Raw genomic sequence first — 20,248 nt, forward strand, 5'->3', positions numbered from 1 at the left:
CGGGAGGTGCGAAGTGCACGGCCCCCCTGAACGGGTCAGGGGGGCCGTACGGGAGTTACTTGGTGAGATGGTCCGGGCCGAAGGCCTGGGGCAGCATCTCGGCGAGCGGGAGAACGCCCGCCGGGGTGTCGAGCAGCAGCTCGGGCCCGCCGAACTCGTACAGCAGCTGGCGGCAGCGGCCGCACGGGACGAGCAGCGCGCCCGTGCCGTCCACGCAGGTGAAGTGCGTGAGGCGGCCGCCGCCCGTGCGCTGGAGCTGCGAGACCAGCCCGCACTCGGCGCACAGGCCGAGCCCGTAGGAGGCGTTCTCCACGTTGCAGCCGGTGACCGTGCGCCCGTCGTCGACCAGGGCGGCCACGCCGACCGGGTAGCCCGAGTAGGGGGCGTAGGCGTGGGACATGGCCTCCCGCGCCTCGGCCCGCAACGCCTCCCAGTCGAAGCCGGCCGGCGCGGGGGTCACTTGCCCTGCCCCTTCCGGTACGGCAGGCCGTCCGCCTTCGGCATGCGCAGCTTCTGCGCGGACAGCGACAGGACGAGCAGCGTGACGATGTACGGGGTCGCCGTCACGAGCTGCCGCGGGACCTCGTTGGTGGAGCTGTACCAGAGGAACATCAGGGCCGCGACGACGACGGTGACGACGGCCGGGACGTACTTCTTGCGCCAGGCCAGGTAGGCGGCGCCGACCACCAGCAGGATCGCCACCAGCAGGATCAGGGCGTGCACGTTGGTGGTGCCGCCGCGCAGGTTGAGGCTGTCGGTGTAGCCGAACAGGCCGGCGCCGAGGGCGAGGCCGCCCGGCATCCAGTTGCCGAAGATCATCGCGGCGAGACCGATGTAGCCGCGGCCGGCCGTCTGGCCGTCGAGGTACACGTTGGACGCGACGATCGACAGGAACGCGCCGCCGAGGCCGGCGAAGCCACCGGAGATGATCACGGCGATGTACTTGTACTTGTACACGTTGACGCCGAGGGACTCGGCCGCCACCGGGTTCTCACCGCAGGAGCGCAGGCGCAGGCCGAACGCGGTGCGCCACAGCACCCACCAGGTCAGCGGGACGAGCGCGACCGCGATGACGGTCAGCGGCGACAGGTCGGTGACCAGGCCGCCGAGCAGGCCGGCGATGTCGGAGACCAGGAACCAGTGCTTGCCGTTCAGCGTGTTCAGCCAGTCCGACAGGCCCGGGATGCTGAACTCGCCGAGCGAGTCGATCGGCGGTGACTGCTTGGTGGAGCCCTGGGGGGCGTCGGCGAAGGTGAACTTCGACAGGTAGCGGGTCACGCCGAGGGCCAGGATGTTCAGCGCCACACCGGAGACGATGTGGTTGACGTTGAACGTGACGGTGGCGATGGCGTGCAGGACGGCGCCGAGCGCGCCGCCGATGATGCCGAAGGCGATGCCGGCCCAGGGCCCCCACTGGTAGCCGGCCCAGGCGCCGAACCAGGTGCCGAGGATCATCATGCCCTCGAGGCCGATGTTGACGACGCCCGCGCGCTCGGCCCACAGGCCGCCGAGGCCCGCGAGGCCGATCGGCACGGCGAGCTGCAGCGCGGTCGACATCTGCCCGACCGAGGTGATGCCGTCCGCACCGGTGATCAGACGGACGATCGAGGTCAGCACCAGCACGCCCGCGATGACCAGCAGGAGTACCGGGAGCGACATTCGGCGGCCGCCCTTGCCGGGCTGCTTCGCCTGCGGCTTGGCGATGGTCGCGGTGGACATCAGGCCGCCACCTCCTTCTTGGTGTTCTGAGCGGCGGCCGCGGCCAGCTCCGCGCCGACCCGCTTCTGCTGGCGGCGCAGGCCCCACTGCCGTACGGCCTCGTACGAGATGACGACCGCGAAGACGATCAGGCCCTGCATGATCGTGGCGATCTCCTTGTCGTACGCCACGGGGGTCGCGTAGTCCAGGGCGGGCGAGGCCTTGTCGAGGAAGGCCCACAGCAGGGCGGCGAGCGCGATGCCGCCGGGGTTGTTGCGGCCGAGCAGGGCGATGCCGATGGCGGTGAAGCCGAGGCCGGCGGGGAAGCTCAGGCTGTAGGTGTGGGTGTCACCGAGCAGCAGCGGCAGGCCGGCCAGGCCCGCGATGGCGCCGGAGATCAGCATGGAGACCAGCACCATGCGCTTGGCGTCGACACCGGAGGCCGCGGCGGCGGTCTCCGAGGCGCCGGTGGCGCGCAGGTCGAAGCCGAAGCGGGTGCGGTTGAGCACCACCCAGTAGCCGATGCCGAGCACGACGGCGAGGAAGACCAGGCCGTAGATCTCGCCGACGTCCGAGCCGAGGTTGATGCCCGGGAACCAGCCGGACTTCTTCATCACGCCGGTCGTCACGTTGTCGCCGACCTGCACGCCCCACACGTCGGTGAGGGTGACGTAGCCGATGACGGCGGTGGCGATCGAGTTCAGCATGATCGTCGCGACGACCTCGCTGACGCCGCGGGTGACCTTCAGGACACCGGCGATGCCGGCCCAGAAGGCGCCGGTGGCCATGGCGACGATCAGCAGCAGCGGGATCTGGAGGACGCCGGGCAGGGCCACGTGCGCGCCGACGACGGCGGTCATCACCGCGGCGAGGCGGTACTGGCCGTCGACACCGATGTTGAACAGGTTCATGCGGAAGCCGAGGGCGACCGCGATGGCGGCGATGTAGTACAGCGACGCCTGGTTGATGATCAGCACCTGGATGTCCGAGTACGGCAGCTGCTGCAGCATCAGGACATAGGGCTCGATCGGGTTCTTGCCCGAGGCGAGCAGGACCACCGAGGTCAGCACGATCGCCAGGACGATCGCGATGACCGGTCCGGCCACCGCGACGAGCACCCGCTCCTTGTCGAACTTCTTCATCGGGCCTCGTCCTCCGGACCGGCGTTGTCGGCGCCCTCGGGGGCGGTCTCTTCGTGCTCCAGGTGACCGGACGCGGCACCCGTCATGGCCGTGCCGAGCTCCTCCGGCGTGATGGTGGCCGGGTCGGCGTCGGCGACCAGCCTGCCGTCGTAGATGACGCGCAGGGTGTCCGACAGGCCGATCAGCTCGTCGAGGTCGGCGGAGATCAGCAGCACGGCCAGGCCCTCGCGGCGGGCCTCGCGGATGCGGTCCCAGATCTGCGCCTGGGCACCGACGTCCACACCGCGGGTGGGGTGGGCGGCGATCAGGAACTTGGGGTCGTGGCTCATCTCGCGGCCGACGATCAGCTTCTGCTGGTTGCCGCCGGACAGGGAGGCCGCGGTGACGTCGATGCCGGGGGTGCGGACGTCGTACTCCTCGACGATCCGGCGGGTGTCGGCCTGGGCGCCCTTGGGGTTCAGCCAGAAGCCCTTGGCGTTGGGCTTCTCGGTGACGTGGCCGAGGATGCGGTTCTCCCAGAGCGGGGACTCCAGCAGCAGACCCTGGCGGTGACGGTCCTCGGGGATGTAGCCGACGCCGGACTCCCGGCGCTTTCGGGTGGCCCAGGGGGTGATGTCCTCGCCGAGGAAGACGATCTGCCCGGAGTCGGCGTGCTTGGTGCCGATCAGCGCGTCGATCAGCTCGGTCTGGCCGTTGCCCTCGACGCCGGCGATGCCCATGACCTCACCGGCGTGGATGGTGAAGGTGACGTCGTCGAGGACCTTCTTGACCGCGCCGGCCGGCGCGAACTCGGTGAGGCCCCCGGCGGACGGCTCCTCCTCGGTGCCCATGGAGACGGCGCCGCGGGCGTGCACGGTGAGGTTCCTGACCTCCAGCACCGCACGCTCGGTGACCGTGGACTCGGCGGTCTCCGGGGTGGGCAGCTCGCTGCCGACCATCAGCTCGGCGAGCTGGCGCGGGGTGGTCTCGGCGGGGACCGCGGTCCCGACGGTCGTGCCGCGCCGGATGACGGTGATGTCGTCGGCGACGGACAGCACCTCGCCCAGCTTGTGGGAGATGAAGATGACCGACAGGCCCTCGGCCTTCAGCTCGCGCAGGTTGTCGAAGAGCGCGTCGACCTCCTGCGGGACGAGCACGGCGGTCGGCTCGTCGAGGATCAGGGTGCGCGCGCCGCGGAAGAGGACCTTGAGGATCTCCACGCGCTGGCGGTCGGCCACGCCGAGGTCCTCGACCAGGGCGTCCGGGCGGATGCCGAGGCCGTAGCGGTCGGAGATCTCCTTGATCTTCTTGCGGGCGCCGCCGCCGATGCCGTGCAGCTTCTCGCTGCCGAGCACCACGTTCTCCAGCACGGTCAGGTTGTCGGCCAGCATGAAGTGCTGGTGGACCATGCCGATGCCGCGGACGATGGCGTCGGCCGGGCTGGAGAAGCTGACCTGCTCGCCGTCGACGGCGATGGTGCCCTCGTCCGGCTTCTGCATGCCGTAGAGGATCTTCATCAGGGTCGACTTGCCGGCGCCGTTCTCGCCGACGAGGGCGTGCACGGTGCCCTTGCGGACCGTCAGATGGATGTCGTGGTTGGCCACCACACCCGGAAATCGCTTCGTGATGCCCGCGAGCTCTACCGCGACGGTCGACTGAGCGGTGAGCGGAGGGCTGCTGGACGCGTCGATGGCGCACTCTCCTCGGGAAAGGGGCCGCTCTACGCGCGTAGCGCCCCTGCTTTAAATAGTGCCCGGACCTGACCGGTCTTGATCAGGGACAGTCGTCCCGCGCAAGTATCCGATCCGTTCCGAGCATTCTGCCGCGCGAACGGGGTGCGGGCAGGTCATCCTCTCCGCACCCCGTTCCGTGGCCGTAACGCTGCCATTACAGCGCTCTGTTGGCCAAGGCTTCTGACCTAGATCGTCAGGAGGTCTTCACCTTGATGCTGCCGTCCTTGATGCCGGCCTCGGCCTTCTTGATCGCGGCCTGCATGTCGGCGTTGTTCTTGAAGGTCGGGTTGGAGTCGGCCAGGCCGACACCGCCGTTCTCCAGGGAGCCGCGGATCTCACCGGCGAGCGGCTTCTTGTCCTTGATGACGGACTTGGACAGGTCGTAGACCGCGCCCTCGACGTTCTTCAGGGCCGAGGTCAGGATGTAGTCCTTGTACTTGGCCAGCGCCTGCTGGTTGTACTGGTCGGAGTCGACGCCGATGGCCCACACCTTGTGCTCGGCGGCGGACTTGATCACGCCCTGGCCGGAGAGGCCGGCGGCGGCGTACAGCACGTCGGCGCCCGCGTCGATCTGGCCGTTGGCGGCGTTCTCACCCTTGTCCGGGCTGGAGAAGCCACCCTCCTGGGCGGTCTGGGTCAGGTACTGCGACTCGACCTTGATCTTCGGGTTGACCGACTTGGCACCCTCGATGTAGCCGGCCTCGAACTTGTGGATCAGCGGGACGTCCACGCCGCCGATGAAGCCGATGTGGTTCTTCTTGGTCGCCTTGGCGGCCGCGACACCGGCGAGGTACGAGGACTGCTCCTCGTGGAAGACCATGTCGGCGACGTTCTTGGCCTGGGTCTGGTTGTCGTCGATGATGCCGAAGGTGACCTTCGGGAACTTCGTCGCGGCCTCCTTCACGGCGCCCGCGTAGGCGAAGCCGACACCGATGACCGGGTTGTAGCCGGCCTTGGCCAGGGTCTCCAGGCGCTGGGTCTTGTCCGCGTCCGTCTCGTTGTCCTGCGGCTCGACGTCCCGGGCGCCGACCCCGAAGTCCTTCTGGGCCTTCTGCAGGCCCGCGTAGGCGGCGTCGTTGAAGGACTGGTCACCCTTGCCGCCGACGTCGTACGCCAGGCCGATGCCCTTGGACTTGCCCTCGGTGGAGGACGAGGAGGACGAGCTGCCACAAGCAGAGACGGTGACGGCCAGCGCTGCGGTCGCAACGCCTGCAATCGTGATACGGGACACCCGGCGCATGGAACGAGACTCCTTTGTGCAAGCGCCCAAACCAGGCGCTGGTTCCGCCGCAGCGTAACGCGCGTAGACCTGTCGGAAAACCCCCAATGTCCGGTCCGTTATCGAGCTGTGGCCACAGTCACTGCCCAAGGTTACGTACAGCAGTACGCCCCTTGCAGGAGGCAAGGGGCGTACCTGGAACGACGGCGCCGGGCGGGCGCTCGGGCGGGGTCAGATCACTTGGTGTTCACCGTGATCTTGCCGCTGATGATGTCCTGCTTGGCCTTGTCCACGGCCGCGGCCACGCCGGGCAGCGCCTTGTACTTCGGGTTGGAGTCGGCGAAGCCCACCCCGCCGGACTTCAGGTCGCCGCGGACCTCGCCGCTGAGCGGCTTGCCGTCGTAGACCGACTTGGCCACGTCGTAGACCGCGCCGCCCACGTTCTTCAGGGCCGAGCCGAGGATGTAGTCCTTGTACTTGGCCAGCGCGCTCTGCTGGTACTGGTCGGAGTCGACGCCGACGGCCCACACCTTGTGCTCGGCGGCTGACTTGATCACGCCCTGGCCGGAGAGGCCGGCCGCGTGGTAGATCACGTCGGCGCCCGCGTCGATCTGGCCGTTGGCCGCGTTCTCACCCTTGTCCGGGCTGGAGAAGCCACCCTCGGCCGGGGTCTGGGTCAGGTACTGCGACTCGATCTTGATCTTCGGGTCGACCGACTTGGCGCCCTGGTCGAAGCCGGCCTCGAACTTGTGGATCAGCGGGATGTCCACGCCGCCGATGAAGCCGATGTGGTGCTTCTTGGTGGCCTTGGCGGCGGCCACGCCCGCCAGGTACGAGGCCTGCTCCTCGTGGAAGACCATGTCGGCGACGTTCTTCGCCTGGATGGTGTTGTCGTCGATGATGCCGAAGGTGACCTTCGGGTACTTGGTGGCGACCTGCTTCACGGCCGGCGCGTACGCGAAGCCGACACCGATGACGGGGTTGTAGCCGGCCTTGGCCAGGGTCTCCAGGCGCTGGATCTTGTCCGCGTCGGACTCGTTGGCCTGCGGCTCGATGTCCCGGCCGCCGATCTTGAACTCGTCCTGGGCCTTCTTGAAACCGGCGTAGGCGGCGTCGTTGAAGGACTGGTCGCCCTTGCCGCCGATGTCGTAGGCGAGACCGATGCCCTTGCCGGAGTACTTGCCGTCCTTGGAGGACGAGGTGGCGGAGTCGGTGCTGGACTTGCCGCACCCGGCGGCCGCGAGGGCGACGACCGTGACGGCCACCGCAGCTTGGGAGAACCTCGTTCTCCGGGACATCTTCCGAGAGAGCAGACGCACAGCAAGCACTCCTTCATCCCCACGGCGCCGTCACGGGCCGCTGTCCCCAATGTGCCGCCAGTGGTGGCGATTCGGCGCACAGTAACGCGCGTAGAAGGGGAGGGGAACGGTGTTCCTCCCGGCCGTTATCGATTCGTGCCGACTCCGGGCCGGAGCCGGCCGCCGCGGGTTACAGCGGGGTGACACGAAGGGACGAAGGGCACCTGACGGCACCCCTCCGCCCCGCGCTCCGCCGTGGCGGAGGCCGCCCGTCTACGGGGCCTCCAGCATCGCGGCGGCCGTGAACATCTCCACGCCGACCGTGATCGCGTGCTCGTCGGCGTCGAAGTCGCCCTGGTGCAGATCGCGCCCCACCCGGTCGCCGGGAACCCGGACGCCGAGGCGGGCCATGGCGCCGGGCACGTTCTCCAGGTACCAGGAGAAGTCCTCGCCGCCCAGGCTCTGCGCCGTGCTCTCCACCGAGCGCATCCCGCGCCGGGCGACCATGGCCCGGCGCAGCAGTTCGGTGGACTCCCGGTCGTTGACCACCGGCGGCACGCCCCGGACGTAGTTGATCTCCGACTTGGCCCGGTGCAGGGTGGCGACCTCGTCGATGGCCGCGTGCACGATGTCGGGGGCCTCGCGCCAGGCGTCGAGGTCCAGGCAGCGGACGGTGCCGGACAGCTCGGCGTGCTGCGGGACGACGTTCGGGGCGTGGCCCGACTCGATCCGCCCCCAGGTCAGGGCGAGACCGGCCCGGGTGTCGACGCGCCGGGCGACGATCGCGGGCACGTCGACGGCGACCCGGGCGACCGCGGTGACCAGGTCGGTGGTGAGGTGCGGGCGGGCGGTGTGGCCGCCGGGGCCGTCGAGGGCGACCTCGAGGCGGTCGCAGGCGCTGGTGATCGGCCCGTGCCTGAGTCCGATCCGGCCGGCGTCGACCTTGGGGTCGCAGTGCACGGCGAGGATCCGGCCGACGTCGTCGAGCGCGCCGTCGCCGATGGCGCCGAGCGCGCCGCCGGGCAGCACCTCCTCGGCGGGCTGGAAGACCAGCCGCACCGGGCGCGACAGCAGCCCCTTGGCGTGCAGGTCGGCGAGGACGAGCCCGGCGCCGAGCACCACGGTGGTGTGCACGTCGTGGCCGCAGGCGTGGGCGCGGTCGGGCACGGTGGACCGGTACGGGCAGTCCGCCTTGGTGTCCGGGATGGGCAGGGCGTCGATGTCGGCCCGCAGGGCGAGCATCGGCACTGAGGGGCGGGTGCCCTCCGGGAGCCCGATGTCACAGAGGAGGCCGGTTCCGGTGGCCAGGACGCGGGGGCGCAGCCCGGCCTGCTCCAGCCGCTCCTTGATCGCGGCGGTGGTGCGGAACTCCTGGTTTCCCAGTTCGGGGTGCATGTGCAAGTCGCGTCGGAACGCGACCAGTTCGGCGTGCAGGGACTCGCTGAGCACGCCGGGGAGCACGTCTCCGGGGATATCGGCCTCGGACTCTCGGGACATCACTTGGTTCACCCTCTGAAGGGTAGGACGCCCGGGCGGTCAACTGACCCTCGATCAACAAAAGTTCAACCTGTTAGGGGAAGAAAATCTGGCCGTCGGGCGCATGGCGGCAAACTTCGATGGGTAAAACCTCTGTTTCCTCTTCCACGCATACCATGCCTACCCCGGTTCCCGCTCGGCGTGTCCACCGACCGGACCCGGCTTCCTGAGGTCCGGCCGGGCGGTCTCAGGCCAGGGCCACCGCCGCCAGCCGGTGGACGTCCCGCGCCGTGCCCGTGACCCCCGACAGGAAGCCCTGGGCCCGCGGGGAGGCGTTCTGGGTGAGCCAGCCGGGGTCGATGTCGCACACCGCGACGCGGACGCCGGTGCCGGCCAGGGCGAGGGGCAGGGTGTGGACGACGGTGGAGGGGAAGCTGAGGATGGTGCGGCCGATGGGGCCCCGGCGGGCGATCAGCTCCAGGGGGAGGTCCGGGCGGACGATCTCCAGACCCGTCTCGGCGGCCAGCCGGTGCAGTTTGCCGGTGTTCTCGCGGCGGTGCGCGAAGTAGCGGGTGGCGCCGTGCGCCTTGGCCAGGTCGCGGACGGCCTCCAGATAGCGGTCGCCGTCCACCACCCCGGTCTCCACCAGGGAGGTGCCGACCATGTCGGCGCCCCGGGTGATGCGGGGCGGCCCGAAGCGGGCCCGGGTCCAGGCGAAGTCGTTGGCGGTGACCGTGACCCCTTCGGGGGTCTCCGTCACCGGCATGGAGGAGAAGACCTCGACCCTGCGGCGGCCGCTCGGGGTGAGGCGGCGGCGGGCCGAGGAGGAGACGGGGGCGAAGAGCAGGTCGCGGGGGCCGGGGCGGCCGCCCTTGCGGTGCCAGCGCACCAGCCGCTCCCCGCGGGCGAGCTGGGCGACGAACTCCATCGTCGCGGTTCCGTCGTCCACGACCACCAGGTCGCGGGCGCGGGTGATGGTGAGCAGCAGCTGCACGTAGCGGGAGAAGGGATCGCCCATGACGATCCGGTCGGCGCGGCGCAGCGGGCCGGCCAGACCGCCGATGGTGTGGAAGGGTGCGGTCGTGCCGCCCCGCGCCTCCTCCCAGCGCACCCGGTACCCCTCGTCACGGGCCAGGTCGGCCATGCGGCGCAGCTGGCCCCGGGTCATGGGGTCGGTCGGGGCCAGTACGACGACGGTCAGCTCCGAGCCCTCGCCCGGCAGCCCGCCGCGTGCCCCCGCCGTGCGCCGCACCTGCGGGGGCACGGCGGCCGTGGCCGGGGCCGCGTGGCCGGACGGGACCGCCGGGGCCGCAGCCCCGGGGCCGGACGGGACCGCCGAGTCCGCGGAGTCAGCCGAGTCCGCGCCCGCGGGACCGGACGGGACGGCCGAGCCGGACGGGACCGCCGCCGCGTCCGCGCCCGCGGGGCCGGACGGGGCCGTCGGCCGCGGGCGCGGGGCCGGTGGTCCGGCCGGGTCGGCGCCGCGCAGGCCGCGCAGGTGTGCCCACTCCAGTACGTTCAGCAGCTGTACCGGGCTCTCCACGAAAGCGAGCGTGCGGGCGGGGTGGCCGGCGTGACCGGCGCGGGGGCTCATCGGCGTGCGACCGTCCCGTCGTAGGGCATCCGTCAGGCGATGGGGGCGCTCAGACCGTGACCGGCTCGCCCGCGGCCGCCGCGATCTCCGCCTCGGCGACGACACCGCTGACGCGGCGCAGCTTCTTCATCGGGCCGAGCTCGGAGTCGTAGACCTTCTTGACGCCGTCGCCGAGGGAGGCCTCGATCGTGCGGATGTCGCGCACCAGGCGCGTGAGGCCCTGCGGCTCCACGGACGCGGCCTGGTCGGAGCCCCACATGGCGCGGTCGAGGGTGATGTGGCGCTCGACGAAGGTGGCGCCGAGGGCGACCGCGGCGAGCGTGGTCTGCAGGCCGGTCTCGTGGCCGGAGTAGCCGATCGGGACGTTCGGGAACTCCTTCTCCAGCGTGTTGATCACGCGGAGGTTCAGCTCCTCGGCCTTGGCCGGGTAGGTCGAGGTGGCGTGGCACATGAGGATGTTGTCGCTGCCGAGGACCTCGACCGCGTGGCGGATCTGCTTCGGGGTGGACATGCCGGTGGAGAGGATGACCGCGCGGCCGGTGGCGCGCAGGGCGCGCAGCAGCTCGTCGTCGGTCAGGGAGGCGGAGGCCACCTTGTGGGCGGGGACGTCGAACTTCTCCAGGAAGGCGACGGCCTCGGTGTCCCACGGGGAGGCGAACCAGTCGATCCCCTTCTCCTTGCAGTACTCGTCGATCTGGCGGTACTCGTCCTCGCCGAACTCGACGCGGTGGCGGTAGTCGATGTAGGTCATCCGGCCCCAGGGGGTGTCGCGCTCGATGTCCCACTGGTCGCGCGGGGTGCAGATCTCCGGGGTGCGCTTCTGGAACTTCACGGCGTCGCAGCCGGCCTCGGCGGCCACGTCGATCAGCTTGAACGCGTTCTCCAGCTCACCGTTGTGGTTGATGCCGATCTCGCCGCAGATGTAGACGGGGCGGCCGGGGCCGACCTCGCGCGAACCGAACGTACGCAGACGGGAGTTGGTGCTCATCAGGGGATGTCCTTACTTGGGGAGGGAATCGAGAGAGGGGCCGAGGATCCAGCTGGCGATCTCTCGGATCGCGCCGTCACCGCCGGGGAGGGTGGTGACCGCGCGTGCGGCGCCGCGTACGACGTCGTGGGCGCTTCCGACCGCCACGGGCCAGCCGACGAGGGCGAAGCACGGGAGGTCGTTGACGTCGTTGCCGACGTAGAGCACGCGCTCCGGCGCGATGCCCTGCTCCTCGCACCACTGCTTGAGGGCGAGGTCCTTGCGGTCGATGCCGTGCAGCACCGGGAGCTTCAGCTTCCGGGCGCGGGCGGCGACCACCGGGTTCTGTTCCGTGGACAGGATCAGCATCTTCAGGCCGCTCCGGCGGAGGGCCGCGATGCCGAGTCCGTCGCCGCGGTGCACGGAGACGAACTCCCGTCCGTCGGAGTCGATCAGCACCCGGTCGTCGGTCTGGGTGCCGTCGAAGTCGAGGACGACGGCGTCGATGTCGTCGTAGGTGGGGAGCGAACCGGGCCGGTCCGCGTCGAACAGGGGCGCGAGCGCGCGGGCGCGGGCCAGGTCGTGCGGGTCGTCGATCTCCAGCACCCGGGCGGGGTCGGTGCGGACCGGCTCGGTGCGGCCGAAGAAGCGGTGCCGGTGCTCGCGGAAGCCTGCCGCGTCCATCGCGTAGGCGGCGCCGGTCTCCAGCAGGTCCTGGGGGCGGTCCTGGCGGCGGGGGCGGAAGGACTTGTCGTGGTTCACGCCGTAGCCGCCGCCGGCCGGCGCGGCTCCGGGGCCGTCCGCCGCCGCGACCGCGGCGGCGGTGCCGGACGCGGTGACCGGGCGGGCCGCGTCCGCCGCGGGGCGCGCCGGGAGCTCGTCGGCGCAGTCGCGCCAGACGAAGCCGTGGAACGGCGCGACGGTGAGCGCGGTGTCCGCGCCGTGTTCGATCACCGCGGCGGCGACGGCGTCTATGTCCTCGCGCAGGAGGAACGGGCTGGTGCACTGCACCAGCAGCACCGCGTGGACGGCCGCGCCGTGCAGGGCCTCGTGCGCGTCCATGGCGTGCAGGACGGCGGCCTCGGAGGTGGCGGTGTCGCCGGCGATGGCGGCGGGGCGCAGCACGACCTCGGCGCCGGCCTGCCGGGCTGCGGCGGCGATGGCCGGGTCGTCGGTGGAGACGACCACGTCGGTCACCAGCCGGGCGGCGCGGCACTCGCGGACCGCGCGGGCCACCAGCGGGACGCCGCCGACGGGGGCGAGGTTCTTGGCGGGGACGCCCTTGGAGCCGCCGCGTGCCGGGATCACCGCGAGCACGCGGCGCACCGCGGGGGCGTCGTGGTCGGCGTCGGTCATGAGGTCCACTCCTTGCCGTGGGATCCGGTCGCTCACAGCTCTCCCATTCGTCGGATCACGGGGGCCACGCGCTGCACGCCGTGGCGGTAGGCGCCGCGCGCGGCCCGGCGCACGATCTGGCGGACGGGGCCGGGTGCCTTGTCGGCGGCGGGTGCGCCGGGCAGCGGGGCGCCGTCGGGGCCGAGGTGGTGGCGGGCGAGGATGCCGGGCAGGTAGCCGGGCGCGGTCTCGGGTGTGTAGTAGGGGTTCAGCGGCGGCAGGCCGCCCGGCCGTTCGAGCAGCCCGGCGATGCGTGCGCGGGCCGCGTCGAAGGCGGTGGCGTACGAGCCCTCCCCGCCGGGCGCGACGCCCTGCCGGGCCACCCAGGTCGCGTCCGGCGCGGGGCGGTGCCCGGCGTCGAGCTGGTCCCAGGAGGCGAGGCACCCGGAGCCGGTGAAGTGGTGGTTGCCGAGCACCTCGCGCACCCCCAGGTCGGTCAGGACGGCCGTCGGGATGCGGCGGTGGAGTGCTTCGAGTGCGGCCGTGGAGCTGACCGTGACCAGCAGGTCGGTGCGGTCCAGCACCTCGCCCATGTGGCCGTACACCAGGCGCAGGTTGGCGGGCAGGTCCTTGCCCTGGACCAGCTTCTGGTAGGGCAGTTCCTCGATGTGGGTGGTGTGCTCGCCGGGCCGGGAGCGCAGCTTCAGCAGCACCTCGCGCTCGGGGTGCCTGCGGGCGTGCTGGATCAGCCGGTCGAGCAGGTACGCGCGGTCCTTGCGGCTGTCCGGGACGGAGGGCTGGGCGGCGAACACGACGGTGTAGGGGTCGTGTTCGCCGGTGTACGGCTCCCCGCCGAGGAACGGCAGCGCGACCTCGGTGACGGCCGTGGCGTCGGCGCCCACTCCCTCGTACACGGTCCGGAAACGCTCCGCGTCGGCACGGGAGTTGGCGAGGACGAGGTCGGCGCCGTGCCGCAGCAGCAGCCCGTCGGCGAGCTTCTCGTAGACGACGCCGACGTAGCCGGTGACGACCACGGGACGCCGGCCCGAGCCGCCCCACACGTTCCGCAGCCCGTGCAGCATGGCCTGCACCCCGCCGCCGACCAGCGCGAGGACGAGCACGTCGTAGGACTCCTCGTCCATGACGCGCAGGAACTCGGCGCCGGTGACCTCGCGGAGCGAGTCCGGCTGAACGCCGACTTCCGTCAACTGGCGGGCGGTGGGCGTGGCTCGGCCCCGCAGGAGGTAGCCGTCGAGCCGGAGACCGTCGCCCGTGGGAGTGACGCGCTGCGCGGTGAGCGCGCCCCACTTCCACCGGGTGTCGGAATCCGCGAGGACGGCGACCCGCAGGGACTTCGTTGCACTGACTGGCACGCCGAAGACGCTAGGAAGGCATTCCGAGGTTCCGCCCAACCTGAATGCAACAAACGGTTAACAGCACATCGCCGAATGGCGAATCGGCTCGTGAAGGCGCCGGAAAAAGACCCGGTTCACAGCTTCGCCACGCGTCGTTCACCTGGCATCAAGGAGAGCGTCAAGACACATGACGGGCTTCCCCCTAACGTCCCTGACGTGGTCAAGCTCTCCGTCATCGTGCCGTTCTACAACGTGCAGCAATACGCGCCCGACACCCTGAGGAGTCTCGGCGCGAACGCGCGTGAGGACTTCGAATTCATTCTCGTCGACGACTGTTCGCGCGACGGGACACCAGAGATCCTCGCGCGCGCGGAGCGCGAGCTGCCGGGCGCCGTCCTCGTCCGCCACGAACGGAACGGGGGGCTGGCGACCGCCCGCAACACCGGGATCGACCGGGCGCGCGGCCAGTACCTGACGTTCCTGGACGGCGACGACTGGCTCGCCGCCGGCCACTACCCGCGGCTGGTCGCGGCCATGGACGAGTTGGGCTGCGACTTCCTGCGCACCGACCACGTGCAGTGCACGGCACGGGCGAGGACCGTGCACCGGGTGCCGGTCGGCCGGCGGAACACGGTGCTGGACCCGCGCGCGGCGATCCTGCCCGCCGACCGGTCCACCTCCGTGGACTACGCCTACGCCTGGGCGGGGATCTACCACCGCCGCCTGGTGGACAGGGGCCTGCTGCACTTCACGGACGGGCTGCGCACGGCCGAGGACCGGCCGTGGATCTGGAAACTGCACCGGGAGGCGGAATCCTTCGCCGCGGTGAGTCTGCTCGGCGTGTTCTACCGGCGCGGAGTCGCCTCGTCACTCACCCAGATCGGTGATGTCCGGCAACTCGATTTCATTCGCGCGTTCGACCAGGTGGTCGCGGAAACCGCCGAGGACCCGGAGGCCGGGGCCCTGCTGCCGAAGGCCGTGCGCACCTATTGCGCCATCATTTCCCATCACCTGGGATCCATCGAAAGGTTCGAGCCGGCGGTGGCGAAGAAACTGAAATCCCTGAGCGCCGCGGCCCTGCGGCGCATGCCGCAGGACGTGCTGGACGAGGCGCTGGACTCCATGGACCTCCAGCGCGCCACCCGGCTGCGCCGGCTGCGCCGCCGGCCCGCCCCCGCGGGGGTCGCCGCGTGACCACCCAGATCTTCCAGGCGTCGACGCTGTACGGCACGGCCACGCTCGCCGCCGCCCTGGACTCCGGCTGCTTCCGCCCCGCCGACCGCCGGATCCTGCTGGTCTGCAACAACGCGGCCACCCCGGAGACCACTCCGGGGCTCGATGCGATGCCCGGCTTCGAGCGGCTGCGCGACCGGTTCGACGACGTGCTGTCGTACAACGAGGCGATCTTCCCCTTCCACCCCGGCGGCTGGGCGCCCCGGCCGGACGACCTGCCGCTGTGGGAGCGGTATCTGCGCCACGAGTGGCGACTCGGCGACGACGACGTCGAGCTGGCCGTCGAGTCGATCCAGGTCAACCCCTCGCTCGCGCTCGCCCAGATCTTCACCGGCGCCCCCGTCACCGTCTACGCCGACGGCCTGATGAGCTACGGGCCCACCCGCAACAAGATCGACCCGCTGGTCGGCACCCGGGTGGACCGGGTGCTCCACCTCGACCTGGTGCCGGGCCTCGAACCGCTGCTGCTCACCGAGTTCGGCGTCCCGGGGGAGATCGTGCCCACCGCGGCCTTCACCAAGGTGCTGGCCGAACTCGCCCCCCTCGGCGACGGCCTGCCCGAGGCGGAGGAGCCCGCGCTGCTGCTCGGCCAGTACCTGTCCGCGCTGGACATCCTCACCGCCGAGCAGGAGGAGGACCTGCACGTACGGATGCTCAAGGGGGCCGTCGGGCTCGGGCACCGCACCGTGGTGTTCAAGCCGCACCCCACCGCGCCGGCCCGCTTCACCCGCACCCTGGAGCAGGAGGCCGAGAAGCTCGGGGTGGACCTGACCGTCCTCGACACCCCGGTCCTCGCCGAGGTGCTGTACCAGCGGATGCGTCCCGCGCTGGTCGTCGGCTGCTTCTCCACCGCCCTGCTCACCGCCTCCGCCCTGTACGGCCTCCCCGTCGCCCGGGTCGGCACCGATCTGCTGCTGGAGCGGCTGACGCCGTTCGAGAACAGCAACCGGATCCCGGTCACCGTGGTGGACGCGCTGCTGCCCGACCTGGCCGACACGGCCGCGGTGACCGCGCAGCGCCGGGGCACGGACGTGGAGGCGCTCGGCGCACTGGTGCGTGCCGTCGGCTTCGCGATGCAGCCCAAGATCCTGCCCGGCCTGCGCGAGGAGACCGAGCGGTTCCTCGCGGGCAACCTCGACCAGCGGACCCTGCGCTACTTCAAGCGCAGGCGCCTGACCTCGCTGGCGCTGCCGGGCGGGGTGCCCGCCCAGCTCGCCTTCATCCCGCGCAACGCCACGGTCCGCCGGATGGCCCGCAAGGCGCGCGGTCTGCGCCGGGTCGTCCGCCGCTGACCTCACCCCCCGGAGGGCGGGCCCGGCACGGGCCCGCCCTCCTCGGCGTTCACCGGCCCAGGACCGTCCGGATCCGGGCGGCGTTCTCCTGGGTGACCTTCCACAGCAGTTCCTGCCGGTCGTGCACGTCGGCGACCGTGCGGCTGTGGTGGTCCAGGATGTCCAGGGCGCGCTCGGTGAGCACCGCGCCGAGGTTCTTCTCGTGCACGGAGACACCCCATTCGGGGCGCTCGATGTCCCGGAGGAAGTACGCCATCTTCGGGTGCGATATGAGGCTGAGGATGGGCGTGCCGACCCCGAACGGGATCATGCCGGCGTGCCCGCGCATGCCGATGACCAGCCGGGTCTTCGCGTACGTCGCGCGGATCTCGTCGTTGGAGAAGTCGTACATCGGGATCACCGGCAGCGAGATGCCGTGTTCGCGGCGCAGGTCGAAGGCGATGCGCTCGTCGTCCAGGGAGTGGGCGACGCAGCGGACCTCGGTGTGGGCGCCGATCGCGCGCACGGCCTTCGCCGTCTCGTTCAGGAAGTGCCCGTAGTCGTGGCCGAAGCGCAGACCGGCGCGGTCGTAGGCCGCGTTCAGCAGGACGGTGTCCTCGCGGTGGGACGGGTCCGTCCAGCCGGCGACGAGCCGGCGCGTCACCGTGGTCGGGCAGGGCTGGAAGACGACCTTGTCGTGCAGCTCGGGCGGGAGCAGTGAGCGGACCTTGGCGATGGAGCCGTGGTTGCGCAGGCCGAAGAAGGCGGACTTCTCCACCAGCAGGCGCAGGCTCTCGTTGAACCGGCGGGCGCGGTAGGACTGCCCGTCGAAGGCGTTGAAGCCCACCGCGAGCACCATGATCGGCACGTCGATCGCGCGCAGCCGCTCGTCCGGGACGTTCCACTGCCAGGCGCTGTTGCCGTTGGGCATGGTGTCCGGGATGAACAGCCCGCCGCCGCCGATGACCAGCCCGCGCCGGGCGTTGACGCGCTCCAGTGCGGCTTCGTCGAACAGCCGGTGGGCGTGGACGGGGTGCCAGCGCCGGGAGGTGGTGTCGGCGCCGAAGGCGAGCCGGACGGTCTCGGGCAGCAGTTTGTCGCCGGCGTTGCCCTGCCGGTCCATGTAGAAGGCGACGTGCGCGAGCTGGTCCTCGGCCGCGCCCCGCTCCTGGGCCGGTACGGCCGCCGCGCGCTGCGCCCACAGGCGGCTGGAGCGGTGGGTGGGGTCGACGGTGAGGCCGGCGGTGGCGTACTTCAGCGCCTCGGCGTTGTCACCCTGCACCCAGGCGAGCTGGGCGAGGCGGGCGTAGGCGGTCGCGGCCCGGTTGGGGGCGGCGGTGGCCAGCAGCAGCTGGGTGCGGGCCTCCTCGTGCCGGGAGACGCTCATCAGGGCGTGCCCGTACACCTCGTGCGGCCAGGCCTCGTCCAGCGGGATGCGGACGCTGCCCAGGATCTCCACGGCGTCCTGGTACTCACCGGCCGCGAGGTGGGCGGCGGCGACCCGGCGGGCGACCTCGACGTTCCCGGTCCTGGCCACGTACGGGGTGCCGTAGTGCACGAGCAGATCGTGGTGGAGGCTGCCGCCCGGGGCCAGGCAGGCGGCCTGGAACTCGGCGTCGGTCAGCTCGAACTCGCGCCAGCGCTCCTCGGCCTGCGCGTACCCGGCCTCACCGCCCTGCCAGGGCTTGTGCCGGCCGGTGAAGTGCAGGATCGCGGTGTCCTCGGGGACCGGCAGGTCACCGGAGAGGCGCCGCTTGACGAAGTTGTAGCGGGCGTCGAGGCGGACGAAGTCGCCGTCCAGGACGGCGTTGAGGATGCCCTGGTCGTGCTTGTCGAGCTCGTAGGTGCCGGCCCGGCCGACCTGGTCGATCCGCGCGCAGAACGCGTCGGACAGGTACTCCCGCTGGATCACCAGCAGCCCGGAGTTGAGCTTGTGCTGCCCGTAGAAGAACTGGGGCACGGCCGCGAGGCCCTCGCGCAGCCGGAGGAGCTCGCCGAGGTCGCCGAGGACGACCATGTCGGTGTCCAGGGTGATGACGGTGTCGTAGTCGCGCAGCCGGAAGACGTCGAGGATGAAGTACGCCTTGCGGACCAGGTAGTTGTCCTGGTCGCCCTTGACGTAGGAGTCGTAGCGCGCGGCGTCGACGCGGCGCAGCACGATCCGCGGGTGCAGGGCGCGGATGCGGGCGATCGAGGAGGGCTTGAGGTCGTCGTGCAGGACGACGAAGTCCTCGCAGACGCCCGGGTTGGACAGGGCGAGGCTGCGCAGCAGGGCCAGGAAGCCGGGCAGGTAGTTCTCGTCGACGAAGGCGGCGAAGGCGACGCGGCGCTTGCCGGTGAGGTCGCCGGCCGAGGTGTCCGGGGTCGCGGGGCTCAGGGTGGTGGTCATCGCAGGGAGATCCTCATGTCGGTCACGCTCTGGGCCCGCTCCATGACCCATGCCTTCTCGCTGGTGTACTCGTGCGCGGAGGTGATCGCGAGCTTCATCGCCTCGGGCACCCGGTAGGCGCCGCTCTCGTAGAAGTCGAAGCCGATCAGGTCGAGGGTGGGGCTGACGTCCAGGAAGTCCAGCAGCCACAGCATGTTGAAGCCGGTGGTGGGGATGCCGGACCAGACGTCGTTGCCGAGCCGGCCGATGTTGCGGACGGGCCAGCGCAGCGACTCGTCGCCGAGGTACCGCTGGGCGCCGGACACCAGGCGGTTGCGCAGCGAGTGCTTCCAGTCGCCGGAGACCCCGCCGAAGACCAGCCGGGTGGTCACCGGCTTGTCCCAGTTGAAGCCGTGCTTGTGGATGGTGGCGTGGATGTCGGTGCGGCTTCCGGTGTGCCGGGCGTCGATCCGGTACGAGTTGAAGCGGACGACGAGGTCGTAGTCGTCGATGCGGGCGCCGAGACCGCTCTCGCCCACCCGGCCGGAGTTGGCGATCAGGCAGATCGACCGGCCGGCGATCAGGTTGCGGAACTCGCCGAGGCTGACCCAGTCGACCCCGCCGACGGTGGGGTCGGCGACCGGGCCGCGCATACGGACGCGGCGCTGCTCGGCGTAGAGGGCGACGGCCTCGGTGAGGGCGCCGGGGTCGGCCGCGACGCCGGTGCGCAGGTCGAGGTACTGGCTGAGCAGTTCCTGCCGGTCGGCGACCGGGGCCTCGTCGGCGGCGAGGGAGAGCAGCGCGCCGACCAGGCGGGGCTCGGCCGCCGCCCAGTCCCCGAGGGCGTGCAGGGCCAGGCCCTCGGCCCACACGTCGGTGGCGGGGCCGCCGGCGAAGCCGTCGGCGCCCGGGCACTGGCGGCGCAGCAGCGCGAGCAGTTCGCGCTCGCGCTCGGCGGCCCGGCGCAGTCCGGTGATCCGGGCGGCGACGCCGAACCCGTCCTCGGTGGTGAGTTCGAGGTAGCGCTCGTACGCCTCGACGGCCTCCCGCTCCTCGCCGAGCGCCTCCAGGGTGCGGGCGCGCAGCCGCCAGCCGGCGCGGGAGTTCTTCCGCTGGGCGAGGACGGTGTCGCCGATCCGCAGGGCGAGGTGCAGCTCGTCGTCGTAGCCGCACTCCAGCGCCTTGTTGGCGACGGCCAGCAGGGCGTCGAGCAGGTCCTCGGGTATGCCGCCGGTGGGGACGGCGGGTCCTTTGACGGCCCGCTTGAGCAGGGCGGTGGCGCCGCCGGCCGGGGCGGGCGCGGGGGCCGCGGTGCCGGTCGTGCTGAAGACCACGAGCAACTTGCGCAGCCGCTCGGCGAGTTCCGTCCGGCGGCGGTCGAGGCTGCCCACGAGTTTGCCGCTGTGCACGGCGCAGGCGCGCAGGCAGTCCTCCAGTCCCCCGCCACGCACGGCCGGCCGCCGGTTCTGGACCCTCGTCATAGCTCTCCTGATTTTTACCAAGCAAATACGGACTTTACGGCCGTATTCCATGTGTTTACCGAAGCGTGGGGGTGGATGGAGAAACTAGGAAGGCAAAAC

The 20,248-nt window shown here is 71.3% G+C and carries 15 protein-coding genes; 2 read left to right on the top strand and 13 right to left on the bottom strand.

Going from position 1 to position 20,248, the window contains the following annotated elements; translation table 11 throughout:
- Window positions 1-55 precede the first annotated feature (55 nt).
- The 11 genes from V7E45_RS00585 to V7E45_RS00635 form a co-directional block, all read right to left on the bottom strand.
- Window positions 56-460, bottom strand: a complete 405-nt coding sequence (locus V7E45_RS00585) for a cytidine deaminase (protein WP_333772068.1) — start codon at window positions 458-460, stop codon at window positions 56-58.
- Entirely contained in the window at window positions 457-1,719 is a 1,263-nt protein-coding gene (locus V7E45_RS00590; RefSeq protein ID WP_333772069.1) for an ABC transporter permease, read from the bottom strand. Before V7E45_RS00590 ends, V7E45_RS00585 begins: the two co-directional genes overlap by 4 nt.
- Window positions 1,719-2,840, bottom strand: coding sequence for an ABC transporter permease (locus tag V7E45_RS00595; RefSeq protein WP_319147889.1), 1,122 nt, complete (start codon window positions 2,838-2,840; stop codon window positions 1,719-1,721). Before V7E45_RS00595 ends, V7E45_RS00590 begins: the two co-directional genes overlap by 1 nt.
- Window positions 2,837-4,510: an ABC transporter ATP-binding protein gene (locus V7E45_RS00600; protein WP_333772095.1), complete on the bottom strand. Its 1,674-nt coding sequence runs from the start codon at window positions 4,508-4,510 to the stop codon at window positions 2,837-2,839. Before V7E45_RS00600 ends, V7E45_RS00595 begins: the two co-directional genes overlap by 4 nt.
- Window positions 4,511-4,745: 235 nt before the next feature.
- A complete protein-coding gene (locus V7E45_RS00605; protein ID WP_333772070.1) occupies window positions 4,746-5,792 on the bottom strand; it encodes a BMP family lipoprotein in 1,047 nt (348 codons plus the stop codon).
- Window positions 5,793-6,007: 215 nt separating this feature from the next.
- Window positions 6,008-7,069 carry a BMP family lipoprotein gene (locus V7E45_RS00610; protein ID WP_333772096.1) on the bottom strand — a complete coding sequence of 354 codons (1,062 nt, stop codon included), beginning with the start codon at window positions 7,067-7,069 and terminating at the stop codon, window positions 6,008-6,010.
- Window positions 7,070-7,342: 273 nt separating this feature from the next.
- Window positions 7,343-8,566, bottom strand: a complete 1,224-nt coding sequence (locus tag V7E45_RS00615; protein ID WP_333772071.1) for an amidohydrolase — start codon at window positions 8,564-8,566, stop codon at window positions 7,343-7,345.
- Between the two features lie 226 nt (window positions 8,567-8,792).
- Window positions 8,793-10,139: a hypothetical protein gene (locus V7E45_RS00620; RefSeq protein ID WP_333772072.1), complete on the bottom strand. Its 1,347-nt coding sequence runs from the start codon at window positions 10,137-10,139 to the stop codon at window positions 8,793-8,795.
- 49 nt (window positions 10,140-10,188) lie between these two features.
- Window positions 10,189-11,127, bottom strand: a complete 939-nt coding sequence (locus V7E45_RS00625; RefSeq protein ID WP_333772073.1) for an N-acetylneuraminate synthase family protein — start codon at window positions 11,125-11,127, stop codon at window positions 10,189-10,191.
- 12 nt (window positions 11,128-11,139) lie between these two features.
- The gene (locus V7E45_RS00630) at window positions 11,140-12,462 is read right to left on the bottom strand and encodes an N-acylneuraminate cytidylyltransferase (RefSeq protein ID WP_333772074.1); all 1,323 of its coding nucleotides are present in this window, start codon (window positions 12,460-12,462) and stop codon (window positions 11,140-11,142) included.
- A gap of 32 nt (window positions 12,463-12,494) precedes the next feature.
- Entirely contained in the window at window positions 12,495-13,814 is a 1,320-nt protein-coding gene (locus tag V7E45_RS00635; RefSeq protein ID WP_333772075.1) for a DUF6716 putative glycosyltransferase, read from the bottom strand.
- 198 nt (window positions 13,815-14,012) lie between these two features.
- Between V7E45_RS00635 and V7E45_RS00640 the strand changes: the two genes are divergently transcribed.
- Both V7E45_RS00640 and V7E45_RS00645 read left to right on the top strand, forming a co-directional pair.
- Window positions 14,013-14,990, top strand: coding sequence for a glycosyltransferase family 2 protein (locus V7E45_RS00640; protein ID WP_333772076.1), 978 nt, complete (start codon window positions 14,013-14,015; stop codon window positions 14,988-14,990).
- Window positions 14,987-16,321 (top strand): alpha-2,8-polysialyltransferase family protein, encoded by a 1,335-nt coding sequence (locus V7E45_RS00645; RefSeq protein WP_333772077.1) that lies wholly within the window; start codon window positions 14,987-14,989, stop codon window positions 16,319-16,321. Before V7E45_RS00640 ends, V7E45_RS00645 begins: the two co-directional genes overlap by 4 nt.
- A 49-nt stretch (window positions 16,322-16,370) precedes the next feature.
- On the opposite strand, the gene V7E45_RS00650 is transcribed toward V7E45_RS00645, so the two are convergent.
- The gene (locus tag V7E45_RS00650; RefSeq protein WP_333772078.1) at window positions 16,371-18,689 is read right to left on the bottom strand and encodes a glycosyltransferase; all 2,319 of its coding nucleotides are present in this window, start codon (window positions 18,687-18,689) and stop codon (window positions 16,371-16,373) included.
- Window positions 18,686-20,149, bottom strand: a complete 1,464-nt coding sequence (locus tag V7E45_RS00655) for a glycosyltransferase family 29 protein (protein WP_333772079.1) — start codon at window positions 20,147-20,149, stop codon at window positions 18,686-18,688. Before V7E45_RS00655 ends, V7E45_RS00650 begins: the two co-directional genes overlap by 4 nt.
- Between the last annotated feature and the right edge of the window lie 99 nt (window positions 20,150-20,248).

This window comes from Streptomyces sp. IBSBF 3136 (assembly GCF_036815105.1).
GTDB lineage: Bacteria > Actinomycetota > Actinomycetes > Streptomycetales > Streptomycetaceae > Streptomyces.